Source organism: Sphingomonas sp., from assembly GCF_041661825.1.
GTDB lineage: Bacteria > Pseudomonadota > Alphaproteobacteria > Sphingomonadales > Sphingomonadaceae > Sphingomonas.
Map to the genome: position 1 here is coordinate 346424 of NZ_JBAZTU010000001.1, position 22872 is coordinate 369295.

At 65.5% G+C, this 22872-nt stretch carries 23 protein-coding genes; 6 read left to right on the forward strand and 17 right to left on the reverse strand.

The features are described 5' to 3' along the window. On the forward strand, positions 1-582 hold the full coding sequence (locus tag WC729_RS01440) for a putative colanic acid biosynthesis acetyltransferase (RefSeq protein ID WP_372848794.1): 582 nt from the start codon (positions 1-3) through the stop codon (positions 580-582). Then, complete coding sequence (locus WC729_RS01445) at positions 579-1415, forward strand: glycosyltransferase family 2 protein (RefSeq protein ID WP_372848796.1); 837 nt, start codon at positions 579-581, stop codon at positions 1413-1415. The genes WC729_RS01440 and WC729_RS01445 overlap by 4 nt, the downstream gene beginning before the upstream one ends. On the opposite strand, the gene WC729_RS01450 is transcribed toward WC729_RS01445, so the two are convergent. From WC729_RS01450 to WC729_RS01480, 7 genes are all read right to left on the reverse strand, one after another. Beyond that, positions 1412-2326 carry an NAD-dependent epimerase/dehydratase family protein gene (locus WC729_RS01450; RefSeq protein ID WP_372848798.1) on the reverse strand — a complete coding sequence of 305 codons (915 nt, stop codon included), beginning with the start codon at positions 2324-2326 and terminating at the stop codon, positions 1412-1414. The genes WC729_RS01445 and WC729_RS01450 overlap by 4 nt on opposite strands. Before the next feature lie 81 nt (positions 2327-2407). Beyond that, positions 2408-3487 (reverse strand): glycosyltransferase family 4 protein, encoded by a 1080-nt coding sequence (locus WC729_RS01455; RefSeq protein ID WP_372848800.1) that lies wholly within the window; start codon positions 3485-3487, stop codon positions 2408-2410. Next, positions 3480-4961, reverse strand: a complete 1482-nt coding sequence (locus WC729_RS01460; protein WP_372848802.1) for an oligosaccharide flippase family protein — start codon at positions 4959-4961, stop codon at positions 3480-3482. The genes WC729_RS01455 and WC729_RS01460 overlap by 8 nt, the downstream gene beginning before the upstream one ends. An 18-nt stretch (positions 4962-4979) precedes the next feature. After that, a complete protein-coding gene (locus tag WC729_RS01465; RefSeq protein ID WP_372850973.1) occupies positions 4980-5906 on the reverse strand; it encodes a UDP-glucuronic acid decarboxylase family protein in 927 nt (308 codons plus the stop codon). A gap of 204 nt (positions 5907-6110) precedes the next feature. Then, positions 6111-6887 carry a metallophosphoesterase family protein gene (locus tag WC729_RS01470; protein WP_372848804.1) on the reverse strand — a complete coding sequence of 259 codons (777 nt, stop codon included), beginning with the start codon at positions 6885-6887 and terminating at the stop codon, positions 6111-6113. A gap of 31 nt (positions 6888-6918) precedes the next feature. Continuing rightward, the gene (locus WC729_RS01475; RefSeq protein ID WP_372848806.1) at positions 6919-8160 is read right to left on the reverse strand and encodes a glycosyltransferase family 4 protein; all 1242 of its coding nucleotides are present in this window, start codon (positions 8158-8160) and stop codon (positions 6919-6921) included. A 38-nt stretch (positions 8161-8198) separates the two neighbouring features. After that, positions 8199-9491 carry a sugar transferase gene (locus WC729_RS01480; RefSeq protein WP_372848808.1) on the reverse strand — a complete coding sequence of 431 codons (1293 nt, stop codon included), beginning with the start codon at positions 9489-9491 and terminating at the stop codon, positions 8199-8201. Between the two features lie 594 nt (positions 9492-10085). Here WC729_RS01480 and WC729_RS01485 point away from each other — a divergent pair. Further along, entirely contained in the window at positions 10086-10523 is a 438-nt protein-coding gene (locus WC729_RS01485; protein ID WP_372848810.1) for a hypothetical protein, read from the forward strand. A 623-nt stretch (positions 10524-11146) separates the two neighbouring features. Here the strand turns inward: WC729_RS01485 and rfbB are convergent. Next, positions 11147-12223, reverse strand: coding sequence for a dTDP-glucose 4,6-dehydratase (gene rfbB, locus WC729_RS01490; protein ID WP_372848812.1), 1077 nt, complete (start codon positions 12221-12223; stop codon positions 11147-11149). Then, positions 12223-13101: a glucose-1-phosphate thymidylyltransferase RfbA gene (rfbA, locus tag WC729_RS01495; RefSeq protein WP_372848814.1), complete on the reverse strand. Its 879-nt coding sequence runs from the start codon at positions 13099-13101 to the stop codon at positions 12223-12225. The genes rfbB and rfbA overlap by 1 nt, the downstream gene beginning before the upstream one ends. Positions 13102-13232: 131 nt before the next feature. On the opposite strand from rfbA, the gene WC729_RS01500 reads away from it, so the two are divergent. After that, positions 13233-14231, forward strand: a complete 999-nt coding sequence (locus WC729_RS01500) for an SDR family NAD(P)-dependent oxidoreductase (RefSeq protein ID WP_372848816.1) — start codon at positions 13233-13235, stop codon at positions 14229-14231. 9 nt (positions 14232-14240) lie between these two features. Here the strand turns inward: WC729_RS01500 and galU are convergent, their stop codons facing one another. The 8 genes from galU to rpsU all read right to left on the reverse strand — a co-directional run bounded on the left by galU (position 14241) and on the right by rpsU (position 20558). After that, the gene (galU, locus tag WC729_RS01505; protein WP_372848818.1) at positions 14241-15110 is read right to left on the reverse strand and encodes a UTP--glucose-1-phosphate uridylyltransferase GalU; all 870 of its coding nucleotides are present in this window, start codon (positions 15108-15110) and stop codon (positions 14241-14243) included. A 105-nt stretch (positions 15111-15215) separates the two neighbouring features. Next, positions 15216-16301 carry an acyltransferase family protein gene (locus WC729_RS01510; RefSeq protein WP_372848820.1) on the reverse strand — a complete coding sequence of 362 codons (1086 nt, stop codon included), beginning with the start codon at positions 16299-16301 and terminating at the stop codon, positions 15216-15218. A 43-nt stretch (positions 16302-16344) separates the two neighbouring features. Beyond that, entirely contained in the window at positions 16345-16464 is a 120-nt protein-coding gene (locus WC729_RS01515) for a DUF2474 domain-containing protein (RefSeq protein WP_372848822.1), read from the reverse strand. Next, a complete protein-coding gene (cydB, locus tag WC729_RS01520) occupies positions 16464-17471 on the reverse strand; it encodes a cytochrome d ubiquinol oxidase subunit II (RefSeq protein ID WP_372848824.1) in 1008 nt (335 codons plus the stop codon). Before cydB ends, WC729_RS01515 begins: the two co-directional genes overlap by 1 nt. Next, on the reverse strand, positions 17468-18874 hold the full coding sequence (locus WC729_RS01525; RefSeq protein ID WP_372848826.1) for a cytochrome ubiquinol oxidase subunit I: 1407 nt from the start codon (positions 18872-18874) through the stop codon (positions 17468-17470). The genes cydB and WC729_RS01525 overlap by 4 nt, the downstream gene beginning before the upstream one ends. Before the next feature lie 125 nt (positions 18875-18999). Further along, positions 19000-19608: an FKBP-type peptidyl-prolyl cis-trans isomerase gene (locus WC729_RS01530; RefSeq protein ID WP_372848828.1), complete on the reverse strand. Its 609-nt coding sequence runs from the start codon at positions 19606-19608 to the stop codon at positions 19000-19002. Positions 19609-19670: 62 nt separating this feature from the next. Continuing rightward, positions 19671-20264, reverse strand: coding sequence for an FKBP-type peptidyl-prolyl cis-trans isomerase (locus tag WC729_RS01535; RefSeq protein ID WP_372848830.1), 594 nt, complete (start codon positions 20262-20264; stop codon positions 19671-19673). Between the two features lie 87 nt (positions 20265-20351). Next, positions 20352-20558, reverse strand: a complete 207-nt coding sequence (rpsU, locus tag WC729_RS01540) for a 30S ribosomal protein S21 (protein WP_034160206.1) — start codon at positions 20556-20558, stop codon at positions 20352-20354. A gap of 217 nt (positions 20559-20775) precedes the next feature. Between rpsU and WC729_RS01545 the strand changes: the two genes are divergently transcribed. Together WC729_RS01545 and WC729_RS01550 are read left to right on the forward strand one after the other, a co-directional pair. Further along, positions 20776-21513 carry a response regulator gene (locus tag WC729_RS01545; RefSeq protein WP_372848833.1) on the forward strand — a complete coding sequence of 246 codons (738 nt, stop codon included), beginning with the start codon at positions 20776-20778 and terminating at the stop codon, positions 21511-21513. After that, on the forward strand, positions 21497-22846 hold the full coding sequence (locus WC729_RS01550) for a sensor histidine kinase (protein WP_372848835.1): 1350 nt from the start codon (positions 21497-21499) through the stop codon (positions 22844-22846). Before WC729_RS01545 ends, WC729_RS01550 begins: the two co-directional genes overlap by 17 nt. Positions 22847-22872: the final 26 nt, after the last annotated feature.

Here is a 22872-nt window from a genome sequence, read left to right on the forward strand (position 1 = left end):
ATGTCCGAGGAGATCGACCCTTCCCAGCCGATATCGGGTGTTCCCCCGGGCCTCGACATCGAGGCGAATCGGCGCGTCTCCAATTATTCGCCGGCCGAGCGCCGCGCCCGGATCGCCTGGAGCCTCGGCAAGCTGGTCTTCCGCGCCATTCCACGGCCCTTCTACGGTGCCCGGGCAAGCTGGCTGCGGTTGTTCGGCGCCAGGATCGGCAAGAACTGCCAGATTTATCCGACGGTGCGAATCTTCATGCCCTCCAATCTGAAGATCGGGGATTGGTCCTCGGTCGGCGACCGCGCGATCCTCTACAACCTCTCGGTCATGAAGATCGGCGAGCGCGTGACCATCTCGCAAGGCGCCCATCTCTGCGCCGGCACTCATGATTTCCGCGACCCCACGATGCCGCTGGTCCGCTCGTCGATCACGGTCGGCGACGAGGCATGGCTCTGCGCCGACTGCTTTATCGGTCCCGATGTGACGGTAGGCGCCAGCGCGGTCGTGGCTGCGCGTGCCGTCGCGGTACGTGACGTGCCGGCGGGCGCGATCGTCGCGGGTAACCCCGCCCGCCAGGTCGGCGAACGATGACGGCGCTGCCGATCACGGTGGTGGTGCCGACCCGCAACGAGGAAAAGAACCTCGAGGCCTGTCTCTCGCGTCTGGGCGATTTCGCCGAGACCTGGGTGGTGGATTCGCGCAGCACTGACGGCACCCGCGCCATCGCCGACCGGCACGGCGCGCGCTGGATTGATTTCGACTGGTCGGGAGACTTTCCGAAGAAGCGCAACTGGGTGCTGGCCAACCATCCGCCGTCCACGCCCTGGGTGCTGTTCCTCGACGCGGACGAGCGCGTCACCGAGGAATTCGTCGCCGAGCTGCGCCAGGCCCTTGGCACGGCCGATGTGGCGGTCGCAGGCTTCTGGCTGAACTACACCAACCATTTCATGGGTCGCGTGCTTCGACACGGCGTGCCGCAGCGCAAGCTGGCGCTGTTCCGCGTCGGCGCGGGCCAATATGAGCGGATCGACGACAAGCGCTGGAGCAACCTCGATATGGAGGTGCACGAGCATCCCGTGCTCGACGGGCAGATCAGCGAGATAGCGGCCCCGATCGATCATCTCGATTATCGTGGGATCGACCATTATCTCGGGCGCCACAATGCCTATGCGAGCTGGGAAGCCAAGCGGCATGCCGATCTGATGGCACGGGGTGATGCCGCCTGGGCGGCGCTGACGCCGCGCCAGCGGACTAAATATCGCAATCTATCGCGCTGGTGGTTCGCGCCGGCCTATTTCGCCGGAACCTATTTCCTGAAGCTCGGCTTTCTCGATGGCGCAGCGGGCTTCCACTACGCCTTTCTGAAGTTGCTCTATTTCTACGAGATTCGCCTGAAGATCATCGGCGCTCGCGGCGACACCTAACGCGATTCTGCCAGGAACCAGGCGGCGTAGGCAGCGAGCCCATCCGCGAGTGATCGTTCGGGCCGCCAGCCCCAGGCCAACGCATCGCCGATATCGGCCTCATAGCCAATCGGATCGCCGCTCCGTCGCTCGCCCGAAAAGACCGGCGGGATGGCAACGCCGAGTTCCCGCTCCAGCCCTTCGACGATGGTGCGGACGCTTGCCGCCTGGCCGGTGCCGCCATTGACGATGGGACAGTCGGCACTCGCCCGACCCGCCGCGGCAAGAAGCAGCGCGGCGGCATCTTCCACGTCGAGCCAGTCGCGCAGCTCCTCGCCGGTACCGGCAAAGCGCGCCTCACCCAGGGTCAGCTTCACGCAACTGTCCCACAGGAGCTGCTTGCGCAGGCCGACACCATAGACCGAGAACAGCCGCACGATCGCCGCGTGCACGCCAAAGGTGCGCGCATAGGAGCGGCATAGATCCTCGGCGATCGTCTTGTGCACGCCATAGGGCGATTCGGGGCGGAGCGGATCGGCGACGCCGATCGGCATACGCTCCACCGTGCCATAGACCGCGGCGCTGGAGGGCAGCACGAAGCGGCACTCCGGCGCATGCAGCCGAACGAAATCGAGTGCAGCCAGAGTCGAGTCGACACTGCGCCGGAAATCCTGCGCAGGGTGAGTCATCGAAAAGGCGACCGAGCCGCTGCCGGCGCATTGCACCAGGATCTCGGGCTCGCCGGCATAGGTCAGCAGCGCCTCCATGCCGATATCGGCGACATGCCATTCACGCAGGCCCCAGTCGCGCCATTCGTCGCGCAGCCAGGTGCCATGGCCGATGCCGACAACCTCATAGCCCGCGCCGGCGAGCGCCCTGGCGGTGTGACGGCCGACAAAGCCTGCTGCCCCGAGTACCGCCGCCTGCTTCACTGCCGATCACCCTCTGGACATGCCGAAGGCAGCGTTTCTTCCAACCACGGGGAGATTGCGAGCAAAATAATCGCTCGCGGCCTACTTGCCGTTCACGAGGAAACGGAAATAGCTCTCCCACTTCCCGACAAGGACTTCGTACGAGAAATTGTCGTGATAGTGGCGCTGCAGCCGCGAGCCGTCGATCTGCCCGGCCGCCATCGCGCCCGCGATATCGGCGACCTCCGCCACGAAGCCGGAAATTTGCTTGCTGACCCGACAATCCTGATTGTCGAAATCCGGCACGCCACCCATGCCGTTCGCGACGAATGGCGTGCCGCAGGCCATTGCCTCGAGCAATACGAGCGGCCCGCCTTCCAGGCCGACGGTCGGCAGCAGCAGCAGGTCATATTGCTGCAACAGATCGGCATAGGCCTGCCCGTCCGGATAGCGCCCATGAAAGCGGATCACGTCCGAGAGGCCAAGCTCGGCAATGCGCGGCTCAAGCACGGCACGCTCGTCGCCCGTGCCGTAGACGTCGACCGATTGCAGATAGGGCGACAGCGCCGCCCATTGTTCGACCAGGAACCCCACGCCCTTGTGCGGGACGATCCGGCCGAAATAGACGGCGCGGATCTTGCCGGCCGCCGGCGCGACCACGCCGCGGTCGGGGATGGTCGCCAGCAGTTCGAGCGGCTCGGGCAAGGCCTGAATGATGGTGCGCTTGCCGCGCCAGTGGAATTCACTGCAGACCTTGTCCTGGACGGCGGTCGCCAGGCTGACGATCGCGTCGAAACCCGCGTGGACCAGGCGCCGCGGATCGACCTTGCCCATCGCATCGCCGCTCATCACCTCGAAGAAAATGCGCCGCTTGATCCGACGGTTCGCCAGAACGCCGCCCATCGCCTTCCAGCCGGTGCCGGCCACGACGGCGACGTCGAACCGGTCCTTGCCCAACGCGGCAAAGCCCCGCAGCATGTCCTTGGCGCCACCATAATGGTCGACCGCATAACCGCGATCGGGCCACGGGCTTTCCGGCAGATCCCGGGGCGGTACGGGCGACAGAACGCGGACCTTGTGACCGCGTTGCGTCAGCCCATGCGCCAGCCAATGAGTATGGGTCGTCACCCCGCCCTCGCCATGCGCGTAGCCGACCAGCAGGATCGAAAGGGACTCAGGCATCGTGACCGCCTCCCGCGGCGGGCAAAAGCCTCTGAATGCCGATACGACGAGCGAAATCACGCACCATCTTGTCGAACTCCGGAGGGCGACGCTTCAGGGTGAGCGCGATCGAGGCGCCGGTCACCAGAACCGCGACGGCCAGTGGCGGCTGCGCGGGAAAGGCGAACAGGCAGGTGCCGAGCGCTACCAGCAGCAACAGGAAATCCGGGCCGGCGGCGCTCACCAGCATGCGCCAGGCATGGGTGACGGTCGACCGCCCGATCACGAACATGATGTTGCGCCCGAGATAGCCGGCAGCCCCGCCGACGACGCCCCAAATGCCGGCGAGATAATAGATCAACGCGCAATAGGGCAGCAGGATGATCGCCACGACTGCAGCGCTCGTCTTCGGCCTGCCCTGGGCGAGCAGGCGGTAGAACAGGATCGCGGAAATCCCTTCCAGCCAGAAGGCGGGCAGCAGCACCTGCATCGGCAGGGTCGCGATCTTCGCGAAGCCTGCGCCCATCCACAGGTGCAGAAAGGGCTCGGCAAGAAACACGCCGCCAACGAAGCAGGGCGTCATCATCGTCACCATCTTGACGATCTTGCGGGCCAGGATCGCTTCTTCCTCCGGCGATCGGGCCGCCAGCTGCGGCAGCGCCGCCCCGCCGATGGCGGTGGGGAAGATCATCACCCGCGCCAACACGCTCGAGGGCACCGAATAATAGCCGACCGCTGCCGGGCCGGCGACGGCGCCGAGGATGAAGCGGTCGGCCGACGAGATCGTCAGCTCGATCACACCGCCGACCGACGACCAGGCGCCGTAGCCGATCAATGACCGCGCCGCTTCGCGCGACACGCCTGGCCGCGCACCGCCAAGCAGGAAGATCTGGCCGATCACGATCGTCGCCACCACGATGATCACCCGCCCGGCAAGCGTCGCGAGGATCAAGATGTCGAGCGAGGGCGAGATCAACAGCGCGGCGAGCACCGGCAGCAGGATCGACAGCGCCAGCGCGAGGGCCGCCAGCACCGCGTTCGTCACGAAATATTCGCGCCCGCGCAACAGCCCGCCCGCAGTCGACAACAGGACGGTGCACGCGCCGATTGCCAGCAGGGTCGGTGCCGAGTGGAACAGCTCGACCCTGACGGCGTCGGTCAGATGGAAGACATTGCCGAGGCCGCCGCCGACCAGACCAAACAGGACCCCGCCAGTGGCCAGCCCGACGGGCAGGCTGATCGAAAGCGCGGTCCAGAAATATGTGGACTGGCGCGCGACATCGCCGCGCAGTTCGCTCGCCACGCGATAGGTCAGTGCCGACCCCATGCCGAAATCGAAGGCCGCGAAGAAGGAGAGGAAGGCCCAGATGATCGCCAGGATGCCGTAACGCTCGCTGCCGATGACGTGGAAGTACAGCGGCGTCAGCGCCGCGAACAGCACTAGGCCGACCAGGTTACCGGTCAGGTTGACGAAACTGTTGCGGCGAATTGCCATGCTGGTGGCGGCTGTGCCTCAGCCCTTCTGCAGCTCGGAGAAATATTCGATCGTCTTGACCAGGCCCTGGCGCAGCGGAATCGACGGCTCCCAGCCCAGCGTCTCGCGGGCGCGGGTAATGTCGGGCTTGCGCTGCATCGGGTCATCCTGCGGCAGCGGACGGAACACCAGCTCGGATTTCGACCCGGTCATCTCGACCACCAGCTCCGCCAGCTCGCGGATGGTGAACTCGACCGGATTGCCCAGGTTGATCGGACCCGACACCTCGGGCGCCGTGTCCATGAAGGCCATGAAGCCGGCGACCAGATCGTCGACATAGCAGAAGGAGCGAGTCTGCTGCCCGTCGCCGTACAGCGTGATCGGCTCGCCGTTCAGCGCCTGCATCACGAAGTTGGAGACCACGCGACCGTCGGCCGGGTGCATGCGCGGGCCATAGGTGTTGAAGATGCGCGCGACCTTGATCTCAAGCCCGTGCTGGCGGTGGTAATCGAAGAACAGCGTCTCGGCGCAGCGCTTGCCCTCGTCATAGCAGGAGCGGATGCCGATCGGATTGACGTTGCCCCAATAGGCCTCGGTCTGCGGGTGGACACTGGGGTCGCCGTAAACCTCGCTGGTCGAGGCCTGGAAGATCTTGCAGCGCAGGCGCTTGGCGAGACCCAGCATGTTGATCGCACCATGCACCGACGTCTTGGTCGTCTGGACCGGATCGTGCTGGTAATGGACCGGCGATGCCGGGCAGGCGAGATTGTAGATCTCGTCGACCTCGACATAGAGCGGGAAACACACGTCATGGCGCATGAACTCGAAGCGCGGATGGCCGGCGAGATGGTCGATGTTGCGCTTCGTGCCAGTGAACAGATTGTCCACGCACAGCACTTCGTCGCCTCGCTCGAGCAGTCGATCGATCAGGTGGGAGCCGACGAACCCCGCTCCACCGGTGACCATGATGCGCCTACGGCTGTTGTACAGTCTTGCCACGTCCGTGATGCCCCCGCCTTGTGAAACAGGCCTTGTGTTCGGGCGACGCCCCGAGGCGCCGTTTTACCCGATCTGGACCGAATTACCTCGCTGCTACAGGCTCAAACCCTGTCGCACCAGACCGCACACGCACAAAAATTGCTGCGCGTGCACAGTATGCGCTAACCTGCATCATAGATCGCGCTCGTCGACGCTGATCATGCGCCGCTTCGCACCCTCGATCCGCACGGCGGTCAGGATACCGGTCTGATAGGCCCCGGTATCGATCCCGATCCGGTTCTCCATCTCCTCCGGTTCGGCCGAGATGGTATGGCCGTGCACCACCATGCAGCCATGGTCGCTGTCGTCGTTCAGGAACTCGTCCCGAATCCAGCGCAGGTCGTGCGTATCCTGGTCCGCCAGGCACTTGCCCGGCCGCAAGCCGGCATGGACGAACAGGAAGTCGCCAAAGGTGAAGCTGTCGGCGAACCCCTCGATGAAGCTGAGATGAGACGAAGGGATGGCCGCGCGAATCATATGGGCGGCCTCGGCCGGTGCAAGCGCGGCCAGCCGCCCGACCTCGACGCCATAGCTTTGCGCGAATTCATAGCCGCCATAGGTGAGCCATTGCGGCACTGCCTCGGGCTCGTCGCCCAAGACGCGCAGCATCATCTCCTCATGATTCCCCATCAGGAAAACCGGCCGAATCCCGTCCGACGGCAAGCGCATCAGGAATTCGATCACGCCGCGCGAATCGGGGCCGCGATCGATCAGGTCGCCCAACAGGATCAGATAGTCGCGCGCGCGGCCGCTCTGGTGGCGATCGCGATCGATCGTCGCGATCATGCGTTCGAGCAGGTCCAGCCGGCCATGCACGTCCCCGATCGCATACGCGCGAGCGCCGGACGGGCCGTGCCATTCAGCGGGTGCTTTGCGCCTGGCGCGCGATTGCCTGAAACGCGAGAACATCATTCGAGCCTTTTGTGCCTTATAGCCGCAGCTAGCCCCGCGCGACGAGAGTCTCAAGCGCGCGCGCCCATTGCTCCAGCGCGGTACCGCGCCGATACCCCTGTTGCAGCATCGTCCGCGCTCGGTCGCCCATCGCGCGGCACGCCGCCAGGTCGTCCGCCAGCCCGGCGATCGCAGCGGCAAGGCCGGTCGCGTCACCCGGCGCCACCGTCACCCCTGCGCCGGGACCGGCGATCATCGACGGTACCTCGCCCCCGGGATCGCACACCGCGACGATCGGCCGCGCCGCGGCGGCGATGCCGAATACCTTGCTCGGCACGATCAGGCCCTCGAATTCGGGCCGGAGCGACAGCCAATGGGCGTCGCCGACCGCGAGGCTCTCCGACAGCCGCGCGCGCGGTTGATAGGGCTGGAAGACGAAGCGCTCACGCCCCGCGGCGACCGCGTTGCGGCGCAGTTCGGTCTGGGCGTGACCGCCACCGACGAACAGGAACCAGATATCGGATCGATCCGCGAGCAGCCCCGCGGCGGCGAGCAGCGTATCGGCCTCATGCGCGCGGCCGAGATTGCCCGAATATTCGAGGACGAAGGCGTCGGTGGGCAACCCCCACTCGGCGCGTAGTGCCGGGCTGTTCGAGGCGGAGGGCGCGATGGCCTCGTCGTCGCTCCAGTTGGGGATGGTGACGATCTTGTCGGCGGCCACGCCGCGCCGCGCGATCCGATCGGCCATGCGCTGCCCGATCGCGACGGTGAGCGTCGAATGCCGCAGCGCGACGTCGCGCAGAGCGCCCAGCACGCCGCCGACCGGGCCGCGCAACCCGCTCATGCCCATTTCGATAGCGACCTCCGGATAGAGATCCTGAACCCAGTTCACCAGCCGCGCGCGGCGCAGCTTGCAGGCGACAAGGGCGACGAGGGCGATCAGGGGCGGATCGGTCTTGGCGACGACGATCGTGCCCGCACGGAGGCTGCGCAGGAGCGTCCAGCCGGCGCTCAGGTAGAAGGTCAGATAGGCCAACAGCCGCCCCGAAAGCCCCAGGTTCGTGCCGTTGACCGTCGCCACCCGCGTGACCGTCACGCCGTTGATCCGCTCTCGCGACGGCAGGCTGGCGCCCGCGGTACCGTAGATCAGCCTGCTGGTGACGATTTCCACGGCCCAGCCCTGCCCCGCCAGATATTCGGCAAGGTCAGTCAGGATCTGCGCGGTCGCCGAATGATCGGGCGCGTAGAAGCGGTTGACGAAGACCACCCGGCGGCCGGCGGTTTCGCGCACGGAATCGCGTCCTGGAGAATCGGAAACCATGGAAAAAGCTATTTCGAGCCGAAGCCGTTGAGCATCACGACGACGGTCCGCATCGTGATCAGCACGTCGAGCCAGGCCGAGAAGTTCTTCACGTAAAAGAAGTCGTACTGCAGCTTCATGTTGATCTCGGCGAGATCGGCGACATGACCCTGGTTCACCTGAGCCCAGCCAGTGATGCCCGGCCTGACGATGTGACGATAGGAATAGAAGGGAATCTCCGCCTCGTACCAGGTCGACAGATCCATCGCCTCCGGCCGCGGGCCGATCCAGCTCATGTCGCCCGCCAGGATGTTCAGGATCTGCGGCAGTTCGTCCAGCCGCGTGCGGCGCAGGAACCGGCCGATGCGGGTGATGCGGTCGTCATCCGCCCGCGTGATCGCGCTCTTGCGCCGCGCATCCTGATCGGCCTCGTCGTTGCGCGGCCGCATGGTGCGGAACTTTATCATCGTAAACGAGCGCCCGCGATAGCCCATACGCTGCTGGCGGAAGAAGACGGGGCCGGGAGAATCGAGGCGAATGGCAAGGGCGATCATCGTCATCGCGATCGCCAGCGCCGGCAGCACCACGAGGCACGCCGCGAGATCGATCAGCCGCTTGAGCTTGCGATAGGCGAGATTGGGCAGGAGCGAACCGAAGCTGTTCTCCGACAGATGCTCGATCTGCACGCGTCCGGTGAGCAATTCGCGGACCTGCTTCACATGATAGACCGGCACTCCGTTGATCGCGGCCTGGGCCAGCATTCGTTCCCAAGGCGATTCCAGATCATGGTGGAGGTCGGCGACGATCATCACATCGCGCCCGACCGGAACCGCCGGCTGAGTCAGGGGCAGCCACTCCGCCCCTTCGATATCCTCGAGGAAGCCCGTCCTACCGCCCGGCACGACATGGAACCGCCGGACTGCGCGGCGGGCGCTGAGATAGGCAAGAGCATAGGCCACGGCGACGCTGAGGGTGAAACTTGCGACCAGAACCGTGCGATTATAGTCGAGGTGCAGTATGATGGCGGTCACGATCGCCAGTCCGAAAGACATGGAGAATGTCGGCAACACGTAAATGAAAGTACGCGTACCCGGAAAACCGCCGATCCGTCGCGACAACAATGTCGCACTGACGACGCTGAAAAAGGAAAGGACGAAGCTCGCCGGCGCCGACGGGTGGTGATCGTAGTTGGAATGCAGGCCGTAGCGCGCGACGAGCGGCAGCAGCACGCCCAGCAGGATCTCGACGAACAATTGCAGCCGCAACGACGAAATCCATCGCGCGTTGCCGACAAGGCTGGAGAGGTTGCGTTGCATCAGCATGAATCAGGCTCGATCCCGCCGCCCCGAAACAATCGTCATCGTGCCGCTCCAGCCATGAATACCCGCGGATGCGGTGCAAATATCATGCGCCGCGCCGTGCCCGTTGTCCTTGATCCAAATCTTCGGCCAAATCCAGTCACCTCCCGCAAGTGCGAAGATATTCCCCGCAAAAAGGGCGCGGATCGCGTCGGCGTCGGTCGATCCACCAGGCCCGTCTATCATTCCCGCCTTGCAACCGCGACAAGAACATGCCGATCCGGCCTGATTCGCTCTCGTAACGACGTGGTCCGCGGGCTCCCTCAGGCGAATCGCACAATGGCGTCGAACAGCTTCCATGTCTTGATTCGGGACGTTCCGCGCCGCGGCCAGCCGAATGAGCCGGGGAGAGCCCCCGATAGGGCTTAACCTTTTGTTTGGTATAGAAACGACATAAGGCCCCGCGCGCTACTATGTGAAACCTTTTGCGCGGTGTGGTGTTACCGCATCAGTACGAGATAGTTGTGCAAATGCGAACGTTTTGGGTGGACAAAATCCGGGCTTAACGCTAATCCCAAGTCGTGAGCCTACTTCCAAGCGGTTCAGGAGGAGACTGATATGAGATTTTCGCGGGTAACCGCCGCCATTGTGATGGCGAGCCTTTCTTCACCGCTGTTTGCCGGTGCCGAGCAGTCGGTTGGCAAGCTGACGGCAGCGAGCCAGGGTACGTTCGTTTCGCGTGACGGCAAGCTGATCCCGGCAAGCGTCGGCCAGTCGCTTTATGCTGGTGATCGCGTCGTGACTCGTGGTCAGGCGAAGGCACAGGTTGCATTCCCGGGCTGCAACGTTCCGCTGGCGCCGACCTCGGTGCTTTCGGTCAGCGCGTCGAGCTGCGCGACCGCTCCGAAGTCGTTCGCTCAGGACGGTGCTTCGAGCGACGAAGGTTCGGGCGGCGGTGGCGGCGGCGGCGTCGTTCTTGGTCTCGGCATCATTGCCGCTGGCCTCGGCGCGTACTTCGCCTTCAAGAACGACGATTCGAAGCCTGCCAGCCCGTAAGCGCTGCAGCAACGAACAGAAGATCAGGGGTCGGACGAAAGTCCGGCCCTTTTTCGTATGGGCCCTGCCCGGTGGAGCGCCGTACCGAACCCGCGCAACCAAGGTCGATCGGCTCGTCTCCTGAGTGCCTGAAGGATCGAGCATATATCAGCGGCGTGCAGGTAGCCTTGATCATGCGCCAGGGTCCGTGCGCGCGTGGCCCTTGGCAATCCAGTTGCGACAATAAGAAAGAGCAAGCCGGGACAGACCTGGCGAAGAACAACATGCCAGATAGCGGCTCATGGTTGAATCACAGCCAGCGACGGCTCTGTGGGCACGAGCGGAAGATATGGGACACCACTATGTCCCATATCTCAGGTTGCGATATCGGCGACACGATACGCAAAATATCATTATATATCAATCTATTATAATGAAAAGAGCAACATCGGGCAATATGGCGCACGGGACTCGCGGAGATGTTGACGCATAGCGCGTGATCTATCGTCGATGGCGCTCCCGCACGCTGAAGTCCCTCGACACACGTTCCCGAAACGCTTCGCCTATTGGCTCTCCGTCAGCACGAATGGATCGCGCTTCGGCTTCCCGGGCCGGCCCGCCTCTCCAGCCAGCGCCCATCCACCTCAAGCGCGAAGGAATGTGCCGGGGGGCTGGACGGCGGAGGCGGCCTCGCGCAGATACCAGTCGATCGTTGCCGCCAGGCCCGGGGTAAACCGGATCTCCGACTGCCAGCCAAGCTCCCGCTCGATCTTTGCAGGGTCGATCGCGTAGCGGCGATCATGACCGGGCCGATCCGTCACAAATCGAATCAGGTCGCGCCGCGATCGCACGCTGACGAGCGGCGCCCGCTCGTCGAGCAGATCGCAGATCGCCGCGACCACGGCGATATTGCTGTGCTCCTCGCGCGCGCCCACCGCGTAGCTCGCGCCCGGGGCGCCGTTCCGCATGATCGTTTCGAGCGCGCGTGCGTGATCGTCGACATGAAGCCAATCCCGGACGTTTGCGCCGTTGCCGTAGACGGGCAGCGTCTCGCCGCGCATGGCGCGGGTGATCGTCAGCGGAATCAGCTTTTCCGCGTTCTGATAGGGCCCGTAATTGTTGCTGCAGTTCGACAGGACGACGGGCAGCCCATAGGTGTGGTGCCAAGCCCGCACGAGGTGATCCGCCGCCGCTTTCGACGCCGAATAGGGCGATGATGGGCGATAGGGCGATTCCTCACTGAAACGACTGTCGTCGAACGGCAGATCGCCGAACACCTCGTCGGTCGAGATATGGTGGAAGCGAAACCGCGCCCTCGCCTCGCCCTCCAGCGACCGCCAATGGTCCAGCGCCGCCTCGAGCAGGTGGAAGGTCCCGGTTATGTTGGTTTCTATGAAGATGGCCGGGCCGTCGATCGACCGATCGACATGGCTCTCCGCAGCGAGATGCATCACCGCATCGATCGATTCATCGCGCAGCAGCGCCGCCACCAGCGAGCGATCGGCAATGTCGCCCTGCACGAATCGGTAACGGGGGGAGCTTTCGACCTCGGCCAATGCGGTGAGCGAGCCGGCATAGGTCAGCTTGTCGAGATTGATGACGCGGGTGTGTCCACCGCGAATCAAATGCCGGCACAGCGCCGAGCCGATGAAGCCGGCGCCGCCCGTGACCAGTACCGTGCGATCCGGCCCGGGGCCGGCAGTGTCGCGAGCCGTCGCCATCACGCCGCCAATGCGCATTGGCGCAGGTAAGAGGCATATTCCGTCTTGCCGAGCATATCCGCGCGCGCCATCAGCGCACCGCCGTCGAGATAGCCGAGGTCGTGCGCGATCTCCTCGAGGCAGGCGACCTTGATCCCCTGGCGCCGCTCGATCGTGCGCACGAAGGACGATGCGTCGTGCAGGCTGTCATGCGTCCCGGTGTCGAGCCAGGCATAGCCCCGGCCCAGCCGCCCGATATCCAGCCGGTCTTCGGCGAGATAGGCCTTCAGCACATCGACGATCTCCAGTTCGCCCCGCGCGGACGGCGTAAGGCCCCGGGCGATATCGACGACCCCGGCTTCGCAGAAATACAGCCCGGTCAGCGCCCAGGTCGATTTGGGGGCGACGGGCTTCTCCTCGATCGCCAGCGCCTGTCCGCTCGCCGGATCGAAGGTGACAACGCCGTAGCGTTCCGGGTCGGTGACCTGATAAGCGAACACTGTCGACCGGCCCGCCTCCGCTGCGGCATGCGCCGCGCGGCATTTCGCGCCCAGGCCATCGCCATGGAAGATGTTGTCGCCGAGGATCAGCGCACAGGGTTCGCCCGCGAGAAAGTCCGCGCCGATCAGGAATGCCTGGGGCAGGCCCTGCGGCTCGGGCTGCTCGGCATAGGAGATGTTGATCCCGAAGGCCGCGCCGTCGCCAAGCAACAGGCGGAACATCGGCAGGTCGCGAGGTGTGGAGATGATCAGGACGTCGCGAATCCCCGCCAGCATCAGGACGGACAGCGGGTAATAGATCATCGGCTTGTCGAATATGGGCAAAAGCTGCTTCGACAGCGCGAGCGTCGCCGGGTACAGCCTCGTACCGGCGCCTCCCGCCAGGATGATACCCTTCATACGATTCCCTCAGGCCTCAACATTCAGCGGACCGGGATAACCGCAAATGGTTAAAGCGATCCGTCCATCGACCAGCGCTTGCCAACGAGAGCGCCTCTTCCTAGGCCCCGACGCGGGGAGCAAACGACCTGATGCGTATTCTCGTGACCGGCGCGGCCGGCTTCATCGGCTTTCACGTGGCCCGGCGCCTGATCGCGGGCGGCGACTCCGTCATCGGAATCGACAATCTCAACGACTATTACAGCGTCGCACTGAAGGAGGCGCGGCTCGCGCAGCTCGCCGAACATGGCGGGGACCGGTTCCAGTTCATCCGCGTCGACTTCTCCGACCAGGGCAGCCTGGACGAGGCCCTGTCCGATGTGACGTTCGACCGGATCGTCCATCTTGGTGCGCAGGCCGGCGTGCGCTATTCGATCGAGAACCCCCGCGCTTATGCCGCGTCGAACATCGCCGGCCACCTCAACATCCTGGAGCTCGCCCGCAGCCGCAAGACCGACCATCTCGTCTACGCGTCCTCGTCGTCGGTCTATGGCGGCAACACCGAGCTCCCCTTCAGGGTCGAGGACCGGGTCGATCATCCGCTCTCGCTCTACGCCGCCACCAAGAAGGCGGACGAACTGATGAGCGAGACCTATGCGCATCTCTATCGCGTGCCGCAGACCGGCCTGCGCTTCTTCACGGTCTATGGTCCCTGGGGCAGGCCCGACATGGCGATGTGGCTGTTCACCAAGGCGATCCTCGCCGGCGAACCGATCCGCGTGTTCAACGGCGGTGACATGCGCCGCGACTTCACCTTCATCGACGATGTCGTCTCTGGCGTGGTCGCGTGTGTCCGCAAGCCGCCGCTTGATGACGGCGCGCTCAAGGCGGGCGGCAGTGTGGCGCCGCACGCGATCTACAATATCGGCAACCACCGCGCCGAAGGGCTCGGCCGGCTGATCACGCTGATCGAAGCGGCGTGCGGCCGCGAGGCGATCAAGATCATGGAGCCGATGCAGCCCGGTGACGTCTACGCCACCTATGCCGACATCAGCGCGATCCAGCGCGACGTCGGCTTCGAGCCGTCGACCACGCTCGATACCGGCGTGCCCTTATTCGTAGACTGGTACCGGGATTACCACGGCCTCTGAGGGCGAGCTTCAGCGCAGCAGATCGACCGCGAAGGCACGCACCGAGGGGCCGATATCCTCGCGGCTCAGCGCGATGGCCAGATTGGCCTGCACATACCCCGCCTTGTCGCCGCAATCATAGCGACGGCCGTCGAAGGTCAGGCCGTGGAACGGTTGATCGCCGATCATGCGCGCCATGGCGTCGGTCAGCTGGATCTCCCCGCCCGCACCCTTTTCCTGGGTTTCGAGCACGCGCATCACCTCGGGCTGGAGGATGTAGCGGCCGATCACCGACAGGTTCGAGGGGGCGGTACCCGGCTTGGGCTTCTCGACCAGGCCCTTGACCTGGGTGAGCGCGCCGTCGCGGGCGCCGGGCGTGATCACGCCGTACATATGGGTCTGGTCCTCCGGCACTTCCTGGGCACAGATCATGTTGCCGCCGACCTCCATATAGGCATCGACCATCTGCTTGAGGCAACCGGGCTTGCCGACCATGAAGTCGTCCGCGAGCAGCACGGCGAACGGCTCGTCGCCGACGATGTCGCGCGCGCACCACACGGCATGGCCAAGGCCCATCGGCTCCTGCTGGCGGACATAGGCGACGGCGCCGGGCTTCAGGCGCGTCTGGTGCAGCAGATCGAGCGACTTGCCGCGATGCGTCATGGTCGTCTCGAGCTCATAGGCAATGTCGAAATGGTCCTCGATCGCCGACTTGCCGCGACCGGTGACGAAGATCATCTGCTCGATCCCTGCCTCGAGCGCCTCGTCGACTGCGTACTGGATCAGCGGACGATCGACGACCGGCAGCATTTCCTTCGGCAGCGCCTTGGTCGCCGGCAGGAAACGCGTGCCGAGACCACCCACGGGGAACACGGCCTTACGCAGCGGCTTGATCGGCATCCTGTCTCTCTTCTGAAGCTGGAAATGACGGTGTCGTATCGACGGACTCTACGCGTCCGCCCCTAGTCGGGCGCCGTGGCAAAGGGAAGTGCCGATGCGTCGAACTCACCTGCCGCCGGTGACGAAGCGCAGCAGGCCCGGCATCGTCTTCAGCAGCACCCAATAGGCCAGAAGCGCAAAGGCGACGATCAGCGCCGGCAGCACGGCATAGACGACCAACAGGTTCTCCGCGGTCATCGGAAAGGTGCGGTACGCGACCTTCTTGCCGATCGTGACCAGCGGCTCATGCACCGCGAACACGAAGAAGGAGGTTGCGCCGAGCCGGACCAGGCGATCGCGCCAGCGGTCGGACTCCGCCAGCCAGCGGCTTGCCTTCAGCGCCATCACGACACCGATCGCGATGGCGGGCCGGAGCAGGAAGTTCATCCAGCCGGTCTGATGGCTCGCATAGAAGCCCCAAAGCCCCAGCACAAACAGCGGCGCGATCCACCAGCTGATCCGATCGACCGCGAACAGCGAGCCGCCCCGGATCGCGACCATCGCGCCGACGAAGAAGAACAGCACCGGCTCGCCCTCCGGCAGCAGCAACGGCCAGCGACCGAACACCCATGCCCAGAGCAGGACGATCAGCGTCGGCTTGGCAAGATAGCGGGCCGCCGCCCAGATCAGCGGCGACGCGATGACGAGGATCATCAGGTCGCGGATGAACCAGAATTGATAGGCGATCGGGTAGCGGGTGAAGCCGAAGACGGCATCGACCATCTGGAAGGGCGACATGCTCCGCACCGCGAGGTTCTGGCCGTTGAAAAGCGGCGCAAGCGCGGGAACCGACTGCGCAACCGCGACCAGCGCGAGCAGGGCGAGGTTCCAGAACAGGAAGGGAAGCAGCAGACTGCGCGCCCGCGCCTGCAGCTTGGCGCGATAGGTCGCCAGGGAGAAGTGCACGCCGCGGAAGAACAGGAAGCCCGACATCAGGAAGAACAGCGGGACCGCGATGCGCGAGATCGATCCGGTGAAGACCTGAACGTCTTCGACGACCCTCGCATCGGCCAGCCCGCGCGCGCCATCGGCGAAATTGGCGGTGACGCCGCAGGCGTGGAGATAGACGATCAGCACGATGAGCGGAAAGCGCAGGACCTCGAGCCTTACGAGATGCCCATCGCCCTTGCCGTCGATCTGTCGTTCCCCCATGCATGGTGCGGTAGCACGGCGTCAGTGGCGGAGAAAGGCGGTCTCAGCCCTTGAGCCACCATCTGAGCAGGCTCGCCGCGACACCCAATGCAGCGACGCTGGCGGCCCAGATCCCGGCCATCCAGGCGAGCCGTTTCCATAAAGGCGCCGTGTCAGCCTGCATCAATGATAGCCGTGCGTGCCGACCTTGCCGCGGAACACCCAATAGGCCCAGCCGGTATAGCCGAGGATCAGCGGCAGCATCACGCCAGCACCGATCAGCATGAAGACCTGCGCGTTCTCCGGCGCGGCGGCGTCCCAGATCGTCAGCCTATCGGGCACGATGTACGGATACATGCTGATGCCCAGCCCGACGAAGCACAGGGCGAACAGGGCAAGCACGATGAGGAAGGGTGCTGACTGCGCGCCCTGCCCCAGCGCACGCCAGAACATCCAGCCGAGGACCGCGACCAACACCGGCACGGGCGCCGTCAGCAGGATGCCGGGCATGGTCAGCCAGCGGGTGTGATAGTCATGGGCCAGGAACGGCGTCGCGGCGCTGACTGCGGCGATGGCAATCAAGGTGATCACGCCGTAGCGCCGGGCTAGCCGATAGGCCTGTTGCTGTGCCTGCCCCTCGGTCTTGGCGATCAGCCAGCAACTGCCGAGCAGGGCATAGGCAGCGAGGACGCTGGCGCCGGTCAGCAGGCTGAACGGCGTCAGCCAGTCGAGCCAGGCGCCGCCATAGCCTCGCCCGCTGACCTTCACGCCCTGGAGCAGCGCGCCGAGGATGATGCCCTGCGCCAGTGCGGCGACGATCGACCCGGCGGTGAAGCCGACATCCCAAAAGGCGCGATGGCGCGGATCGCGCCAGCGGAACTCGAAGGCGACGCCGCGGAACACCAGCCCGAGCAGCATGGCGATGATCGGCGGATAGAAGGCCGGCATCAGCACCGCGAAGGCAAGCGGGAAGGCTGCCATCAGCCCGCCCCCGCCAAGCACCAGCCAGGTCTCGTTGCCGTCCCACACCGGCGCGATCGCGTTCATCGCCACATCGCGCTCCTCCCCGACGCCAAAGGCCGGGAAGATGATGCCGATGCCGAGATCGAACCCGTCGAGCACGACATAAGCGAAGACGGCGAAGGCGATCAGGAAAGCCCAGATCATGGCGAGGTCATAATTGTAGCTCATGACGCTTCTCCGCCACGCTGAGCAGGGCCGGGGACGATGCCCGCCGTCCGGATCGGTGCATCGCCAAGCTCGGATTCACCACGCTCGACCCCCTTGTCGATCAGCCGGAGGATGTACCAAACGCCGGCCCCGAACACCGCGAAATAGATCAGCACGAAGGCGATCAGCGAGGCACCCACGGCCGGCGCAGCGAGCGGCGAGGCGCTGTGCGCCGTGCGCAGCAGGCCATAGACCGTCCAGGGCTGACGCCCGACCTCGGTAGTGACCCAGCCCGCGATGACGGCGATGAAGCCCGCCGGGCCCATCAGCACGCCTGCCCGGTGCAGCCATTTCCAGTCGTAGAGCTTGCGCCGCCAGCGCGCGACGAGGCTCCACAGGCCCAGACCGAAGATCGCCAGGCCGAGGCCGACCATGATGCGGAACGACCAGAAGATGATCCCGACCGGCGGCTGGCGATCCTGCGGGACGGTATCGAGCCCGGCGAGCGGCGCGTTCGGATCATGCTTCAGGATCAGCGACCCGGCCTTGGGGATCTCGATCGCATAGTCGATCCTTCTCTCCTTCGCATTCGGGATGCCGAACAGGATCAGGGGGGCGCCGTCCGGGTGGCTGTCATAATGACCTTCCATTGCCATGACCTTCGCCGGCTGGTGTTCGAGCGTGTTCAATCCATGCTGGTCTCCGGCGAGGATTTGAATCGGCGCCACGAGCGCCGCCATCCACATCGCCATCGAGAAGATCTTCCGCGCATGCGGATCGCTGCTGTCCCTGAGCAGGTGCCACGCGCCCGTTGCGCCGACGACCAGCGAGGTGGTGAGGTACGCGGCGATCACGGTGTGGACGAGACGATAGGGGAAGCTCGGGTTGAAGATCACCGTCGCCCAGGATCCCGCGACCACGAACTGCCCCTGCGCGTTGATCGCATAGCCGACCGGGGTCTGCATCCAGCTGTTGGCGGAGAGGATCCAGAAGGCGGAGATGGCGGTGCCCACCGCGACCAGGCAGGTGGCGGCGAAGTGCAGCTTGCGCCCGACCTTCTCCATCCCGAACAGCATCACGCCGAGAAAGCCCGCCTCGAGGAAGAAGGCGGTCAGCACCTCATAGGCCATCAGCGGGCCGATCACCGGCCCGGCCTTGTCGGAGAAGACCGCCCAGTTGGTGCCGAACTGATAAGACATGACGATGCCGGACACGACGCCCATGGCGAAGGTGACGGCGAAGATCTTCAGCCAAAAGCGGAAGATGTCGAGATAGAGCTGCTTGCCCGTCCGCAGCCACAGCGCCTCGAGCACCGCGAGATAGCTCGCCAGCCCGATCGAGAAGGACGGGAAGATGAAATGGAAGCTGACGGTGAAGGCGAACTGAGCGCGGGCCAGCACGATCGGATCGATAGCATCGAACATGGGCGCTTCCCCCTGGTTCGCTCAGGTCTGCGCCCGATCCGACCCTGGGGCAAGTGGACCGAATGCCCAGGTCGATCTATCCCGAAGCACAGCCGTCCGGTGAAGCCGGACGGCTTATGCTGGGCTTACTTCTTCGGTGCGGGCGCTCCCGGCGGTGGCGGCACGCCAGCGCCCGGGGGCATCGCGCCCTGCATCTGCTGCTGCATCTGCATCTGGCGGATCACTGCCTCGGGCAGGAAATCGAGCAGCTCGACGTCAAACACCAGCACCGAATTGGCCGGGATCGGGCCCGTCACCTTGTCGCCGTACCCGAGGCTCGGCTTGATCCAGAAGCGGTACTTCGAGCCCTTGGGCATCTGCTTCAGCGCTTCGGAGAAGCCGGGCACGACCTCATTGACCTTCATCGGGGTCGGCTGCTGCGACTTGTCGAAGGTGGTGCCGTCAATCAGCTTGCCTTCGTAATTGACCAGCGCGACGTCGGTGTCAGTCGGCTTCGGGCCACCCTTGCCCGGGGTAATGATCTTGTACTGCAGGCCCGAGGGCAGTTCGACCACAGTCTTGTCGCTGCGGTTCTTCTTGAGGAAGACCACCGACGGCTCGTTCTGCACTTTCCACCAGGCCATGCCCTGGATCGTTCCGAGCGTGGCCAGCACGCCGAGGGCGATGCCGAGCGCGACATAGAGGATCGGCTTCGCGTCGAACGGCTTCTTGGTAGTCGGGGGAATGGTGGCCATCGGGAGGCTCCTGAGTGCCGCGACGCGGGGACCCGCGCGGCAGCTGGAAAGGGATCAGCGGATCAGGGCGCCGCGGGCGGGCCGCCCTGGGGCATTTGCTGCATCTGCTGCTGTTGCATCATGCGCTGGCGATAGACCGCCTCGGGCATGAAGCCGAGCATGTCGACATCGAAGATGAGGATCGAGTCGTTCGGGATCTTGGTCGGATCGGGCGACTGGCTGCCGTACGCCAGCTCCGGCTTCAGCCAGAAGCGGTACTTCGCGTCCTTGGGCATCAGCTTCAGCGCCTCGAGAAAGCCCGGGACCGCGCCGCCGGAGAGCGGGAACGGCACAGGCTGCTGCGAGGCGTCGAACACGGTGCCGTCGCGCAGCTTGCCGATATACATCACGCCGGCGAGGTCGGTCGCCGTCGGCCGGGGGCCCTCGCCGGGCTTCAGCACCTGATATTGCAGGCCCGACGCGGTCTCGACCACGCCGGAGCGGGTCTTGTTCCAGGAAAGGAACTGGGCGTTGGAGCCCTTGAGCGCGACGACCTGCTCGGTGCCGCGCATCGCCAGCCAGCCGGCGCCCAGCACCGCAACGAGGATGCCGATCCACAGATACACCAGAACGCTACGCTTCGTTGGCTGAAGCGGCACTGCGGTGATCGTGGACATCGTCGGGCACCTTTAACCGGCGCCGGAAAGGGCGGCCGGGATTGAGAAGACAGGAAGCGCGGAGGTCAGCCCTCCGCGCCGGCGGTTTTACCGCGCCCCGTCACGCTCCAGCCGCTTGCGCTCCAGCTTGCGGGCGCGGCGGACAGCAGCGGCACGCTCACGGGCGCGCTTCTCGCTGGGCTTCTCATAGTGACGGCGCAGCTTCATCTCGCGATAGACGCCCTCGCGCTGCAGCTTCTTCTTGAGGGCGCGCAGCGCCTGGTCGACATTGTTGTCGCGAACGATGATTTGCATAAACCCGCAGGTCTCCGGTCAATAGAAATAGGTCGTCGCAAACATGGGTTTGCGCCGTGTGGGAGGGCCCCTATCAGGCGAGACGGGTGTTTTCAAGCCGAAATGCCCCCGGCGACGGGGGCACGAGGTGTTGCCGGCGCGCAACAGGGCCGCGCAATCCTCGATTCATTGCAGCGCTGCAATGCAGGCGATACGCGTGGATATCAACTGCCAGCGGATGCAAGAGACAGCCGATATCGTGGACCTCGCCACCCGCCTCCTCGTCGTCGACGACGACCCCGGTATCCGCGAGCTGACGGCCGAGTTCCTGACGAGTCATGGCTATCTGGTCGATGTCGCGGCGGACGGCGCGGCGATGCGCGAGGCCATGGCAATTCGCGACTATGCCCTGATCGTGCTCGACGTGATGATGCCGGGCGAGGACGGCCTGTCCATTTTGCGCAGCCTGGATCGCGACACCAGCCCGCCGGTCATCATCCTGTCGGTGATCGGCGAGGAGGTCGACAAGATCGTCGGGCTCGAGATGGGCGCGGACGATTACCTCGCGAAGCCAGCCAATCCGCGCGAGCTGCTCGCCCGGATCCGGTCGGTGCTCCGCCGCAACCAGCTCGGGGAGCGCCGCGCCCCCGCCCCGGCCCGCGCCTGGTGGCGCTTTGCCGGCTGGCGGCTCGATCCGGTCGGGCGCGAGCTGATCGACCCCGACGACGTGGTCATCAACCTGTCCGACGGCGAGTTCCGCCTGCTGCTCGCGCTGGTCGAGAACCCGCGGCGCGTGCTCAACCGCGACCAATTGCTCGATCTCTCGCGGGGCGTGAACACGGAGCATTTCGACCGGGCGATCGACGTGCAGATCAGCCGGCTGCGGCGGAAGCTCGAACGAAGCGGCGCGGACGACCTGATCCGCACGGTGCGCAACGAAGGCTATATGTTCGTCGCCGATGTCGCCCGCCGCTAACCGCCCGCGCTCGATCGCCGTCTCGATCTTCGCGCTGGTGATCGGCGCGGTGGCGGTGATGGCGACCGCCTTCGTCGCGATCACCTTCGTCGGCCCGCCGCCGCGCCCGGCGCCGCAGATGATGGACGATATCGCCCATATGCTGAGGACCGGGAAACCGCTTGCCCGCACCGTAATGATCCCGGCGCCGGGGCCGATGCCCCCTCCCCGCCCGGGCGCCCCGCGCATGAGCTTGAGCCCGCCGCACGGACTGACGTTCGGCATGGCGACGACCGCCCCGACACCGCGCCGGGGCGAGCAGCCGGATCGGGAGCTGGCGGAGCAGGTCGCCGCCGCGATCGGCCTGCCGTCAAGCCGGGTCGTCGCCTATCGCGACGAACGGATGGTGTTCGCGCCGGGCGCGGTGGTCGGCGGCTTCACCATCGGCGCGGTCGACAAGGCGCGCTGGCGCGTGGTGCGGACCGAGGCACGGCCCCTCGTCTCCCACTGGCAGCTCACCATGTTCCTGGCGGTGCTGGGCGCGATCCTGTTGCTCGCCGGGCCGGCCTGGCTGCTGTCCCGGGCGATCTCCCGGCCGCTGCGCCAATTGGGCCGGACCGCCGCCGCCGCCCGCGTCGGTGCGCCGCTCGGGCCGATCCCGGAGGGCGGCGCGACCGAGGTGCGCGACCTGGCCAGCGCCGTCTCGGCGATGCACGCGCGGCTGACGCGCGACGCCGAGGGCCGCACCGTGATGCTTGCGGCGATCGCCCATGACCTGGGCACGCCATTGTCGCGTATCGCCTTCTGGATCGAGCAGCTGCCCGAGGCAGCACGGGTGCGCGCCGCCGCCGATATCGACGAAATGCGCGCGATGCTCGGCGATACGCTGCGGTTGACACGGAACGAGGTCGGGGAGCGCGCGGACCAGCGGATCGATTTAGGCAGCCTGCTCGACAGTCTGGTCGAGGACATGAGCATGGCCGGAGCGCGGGCCACGCTGGAGCATGGCGAGCGCGCCATCGTGCGGGGCGATCCGGGGGCGCTCCGGCGACTGTTCGGCAATCTCGTCGAGAACGCGGTTCGCTATGGCGACAGTGCGGCGCTGTCCTGGCGGATCGACGGCGCGGTTGCCGAGATCCGGATCGACGATGCCGGCCCCGGCTTCGGCTCCCCGCCCGACAGGCTGTTCGAGCCCTTCATGCGCGGCGACCCCTCACGCAACCGCGAGACGGGCGGCACCGGGCTCGGCCTCGCCATCGTCCGGTCGATCGCCGAGGCGCATGGCGGCACCGTCTCGCTGGGCAGCCATGAAGGCGGCGGGCGGGTGCTGGTGCGACTGCCGCTGGCGCGCTGAAACATCCTGCAACAAACGCGCGAACC

Bases quoted from the DNA above. Each gene is read 5' to 3' on its own strand.
- cydB (WP_372848824.1), bottom strand. From the start codon at position 17,471: ATGAGCTACAATTATGACCTCGCCATGATCTGGGCTTTCCTGATCGCC.
- galU (WP_372848818.1), bottom strand. From the start codon at position 15,110: ATGCCGATCAAGCCGCTGCGTAAGGCCGTGTTCCCCGTGGGTGGTCTC.
- WC729_RS01510 (WP_372848820.1), bottom strand. From the start codon at position 16,301: ATGGGGGAACGACAGATCGACGGCAAGGGCGATGGGCATCTCGTAAGG.
- WC729_RS01485 (WP_372848810.1), top strand. From the start codon at position 10,086: ATGAGATTTTCGCGGGTAACCGCCGCCATTGTGATGGCGAGCCTTTCT.
- WC729_RS01550 (WP_372848835.1), top strand. From the start codon at position 21,497: ATGTCGCCCGCCGCTAACCGCCCGCGCTCGATCGCCGTCTCGATCTTC.
- WC729_RS01465 (WP_372850973.1), bottom strand. From the start codon at position 5,906: ATGGTCACCGGTGGAGCGGGGTTCGTCGGCTCCCACCTGATCGATCGA.
- WC729_RS01440 (WP_372848794.1), top strand. From the start codon at position 1: ATGTCCGAGGAGATCGACCCTTCCCAGCCGATATCGGGTGTTCCCCCG.
- WC729_RS01455 (WP_372848800.1), bottom strand. From the start codon at position 3,487: ATGCCTGAGTCCCTTTCGATCCTGCTGGTCGGCTACGCGCATGGCGAG.
- WC729_RS01460 (WP_372848802.1), bottom strand. From the start codon at position 4,961: ATGGCAATTCGCCGCAACAGTTTCGTCAACCTGACCGGTAACCTGGTC.
- rfbB (WP_372848812.1), bottom strand. From the start codon at position 12,223: ATGGCGACGGCTCGCGACACTGCCGGCCCCGGGCCGGATCGCACGGTA.
- WC729_RS01545 (WP_372848833.1), top strand. From the start codon at position 20,776: ATGCAAGAGACAGCCGATATCGTGGACCTCGCCACCCGCCTCCTCGTC.
- WC729_RS01525 (WP_372848826.1), bottom strand. From the start codon at position 18,874: ATGTTCGATGCTATCGATCCGATCGTGCTGGCCCGCGCTCAGTTCGCC.
- WC729_RS01530 (WP_372848828.1), bottom strand. From the start codon at position 19,608: ATGGCCACCATTCCCCCGACTACCAAGAAGCCGTTCGACGCGAAGCCG.
- WC729_RS01480 (WP_372848808.1), bottom strand. From the start codon at position 9,491: ATGCTGATGCAACGCAACCTCTCCAGCCTTGTCGGCAACGCGCGATGG.
- WC729_RS01445 (WP_372848796.1), top strand. From the start codon at position 579: ATGACGGCGCTGCCGATCACGGTGGTGGTGCCGACCCGCAACGAGGAA.
- WC729_RS01535 (WP_372848830.1), bottom strand. From the start codon at position 20,264: ATGTCCACGATCACCGCAGTGCCGCTTCAGCCAACGAAGCGTAGCGTT.
- rpsU (WP_034160206.1), bottom strand. From the start codon at position 20,558: ATGCAAATCATCGTTCGCGACAACAATGTCGACCAGGCGCTGCGCGCC.
- WC729_RS01500 (WP_372848816.1), top strand. From the start codon at position 13,233: ATGCGTATTCTCGTGACCGGCGCGGCCGGCTTCATCGGCTTTCACGTG.
- WC729_RS01470 (WP_372848804.1), bottom strand. From the start codon at position 6,887: ATGTTCTCGCGTTTCAGGCAATCGCGCGCCAGGCGCAAAGCACCCGCT.
- rfbA (WP_372848814.1), bottom strand. From the start codon at position 13,101: ATGAAGGGTATCATCCTGGCGGGAGGCGCCGGTACGAGGCTGTACCCG.
- WC729_RS01515 (WP_372848822.1), bottom strand. From the start codon at position 16,464: ATGCAGGCTGACACGGCGCCTTTATGGAAACGGCTCGCCTGGATGGCC.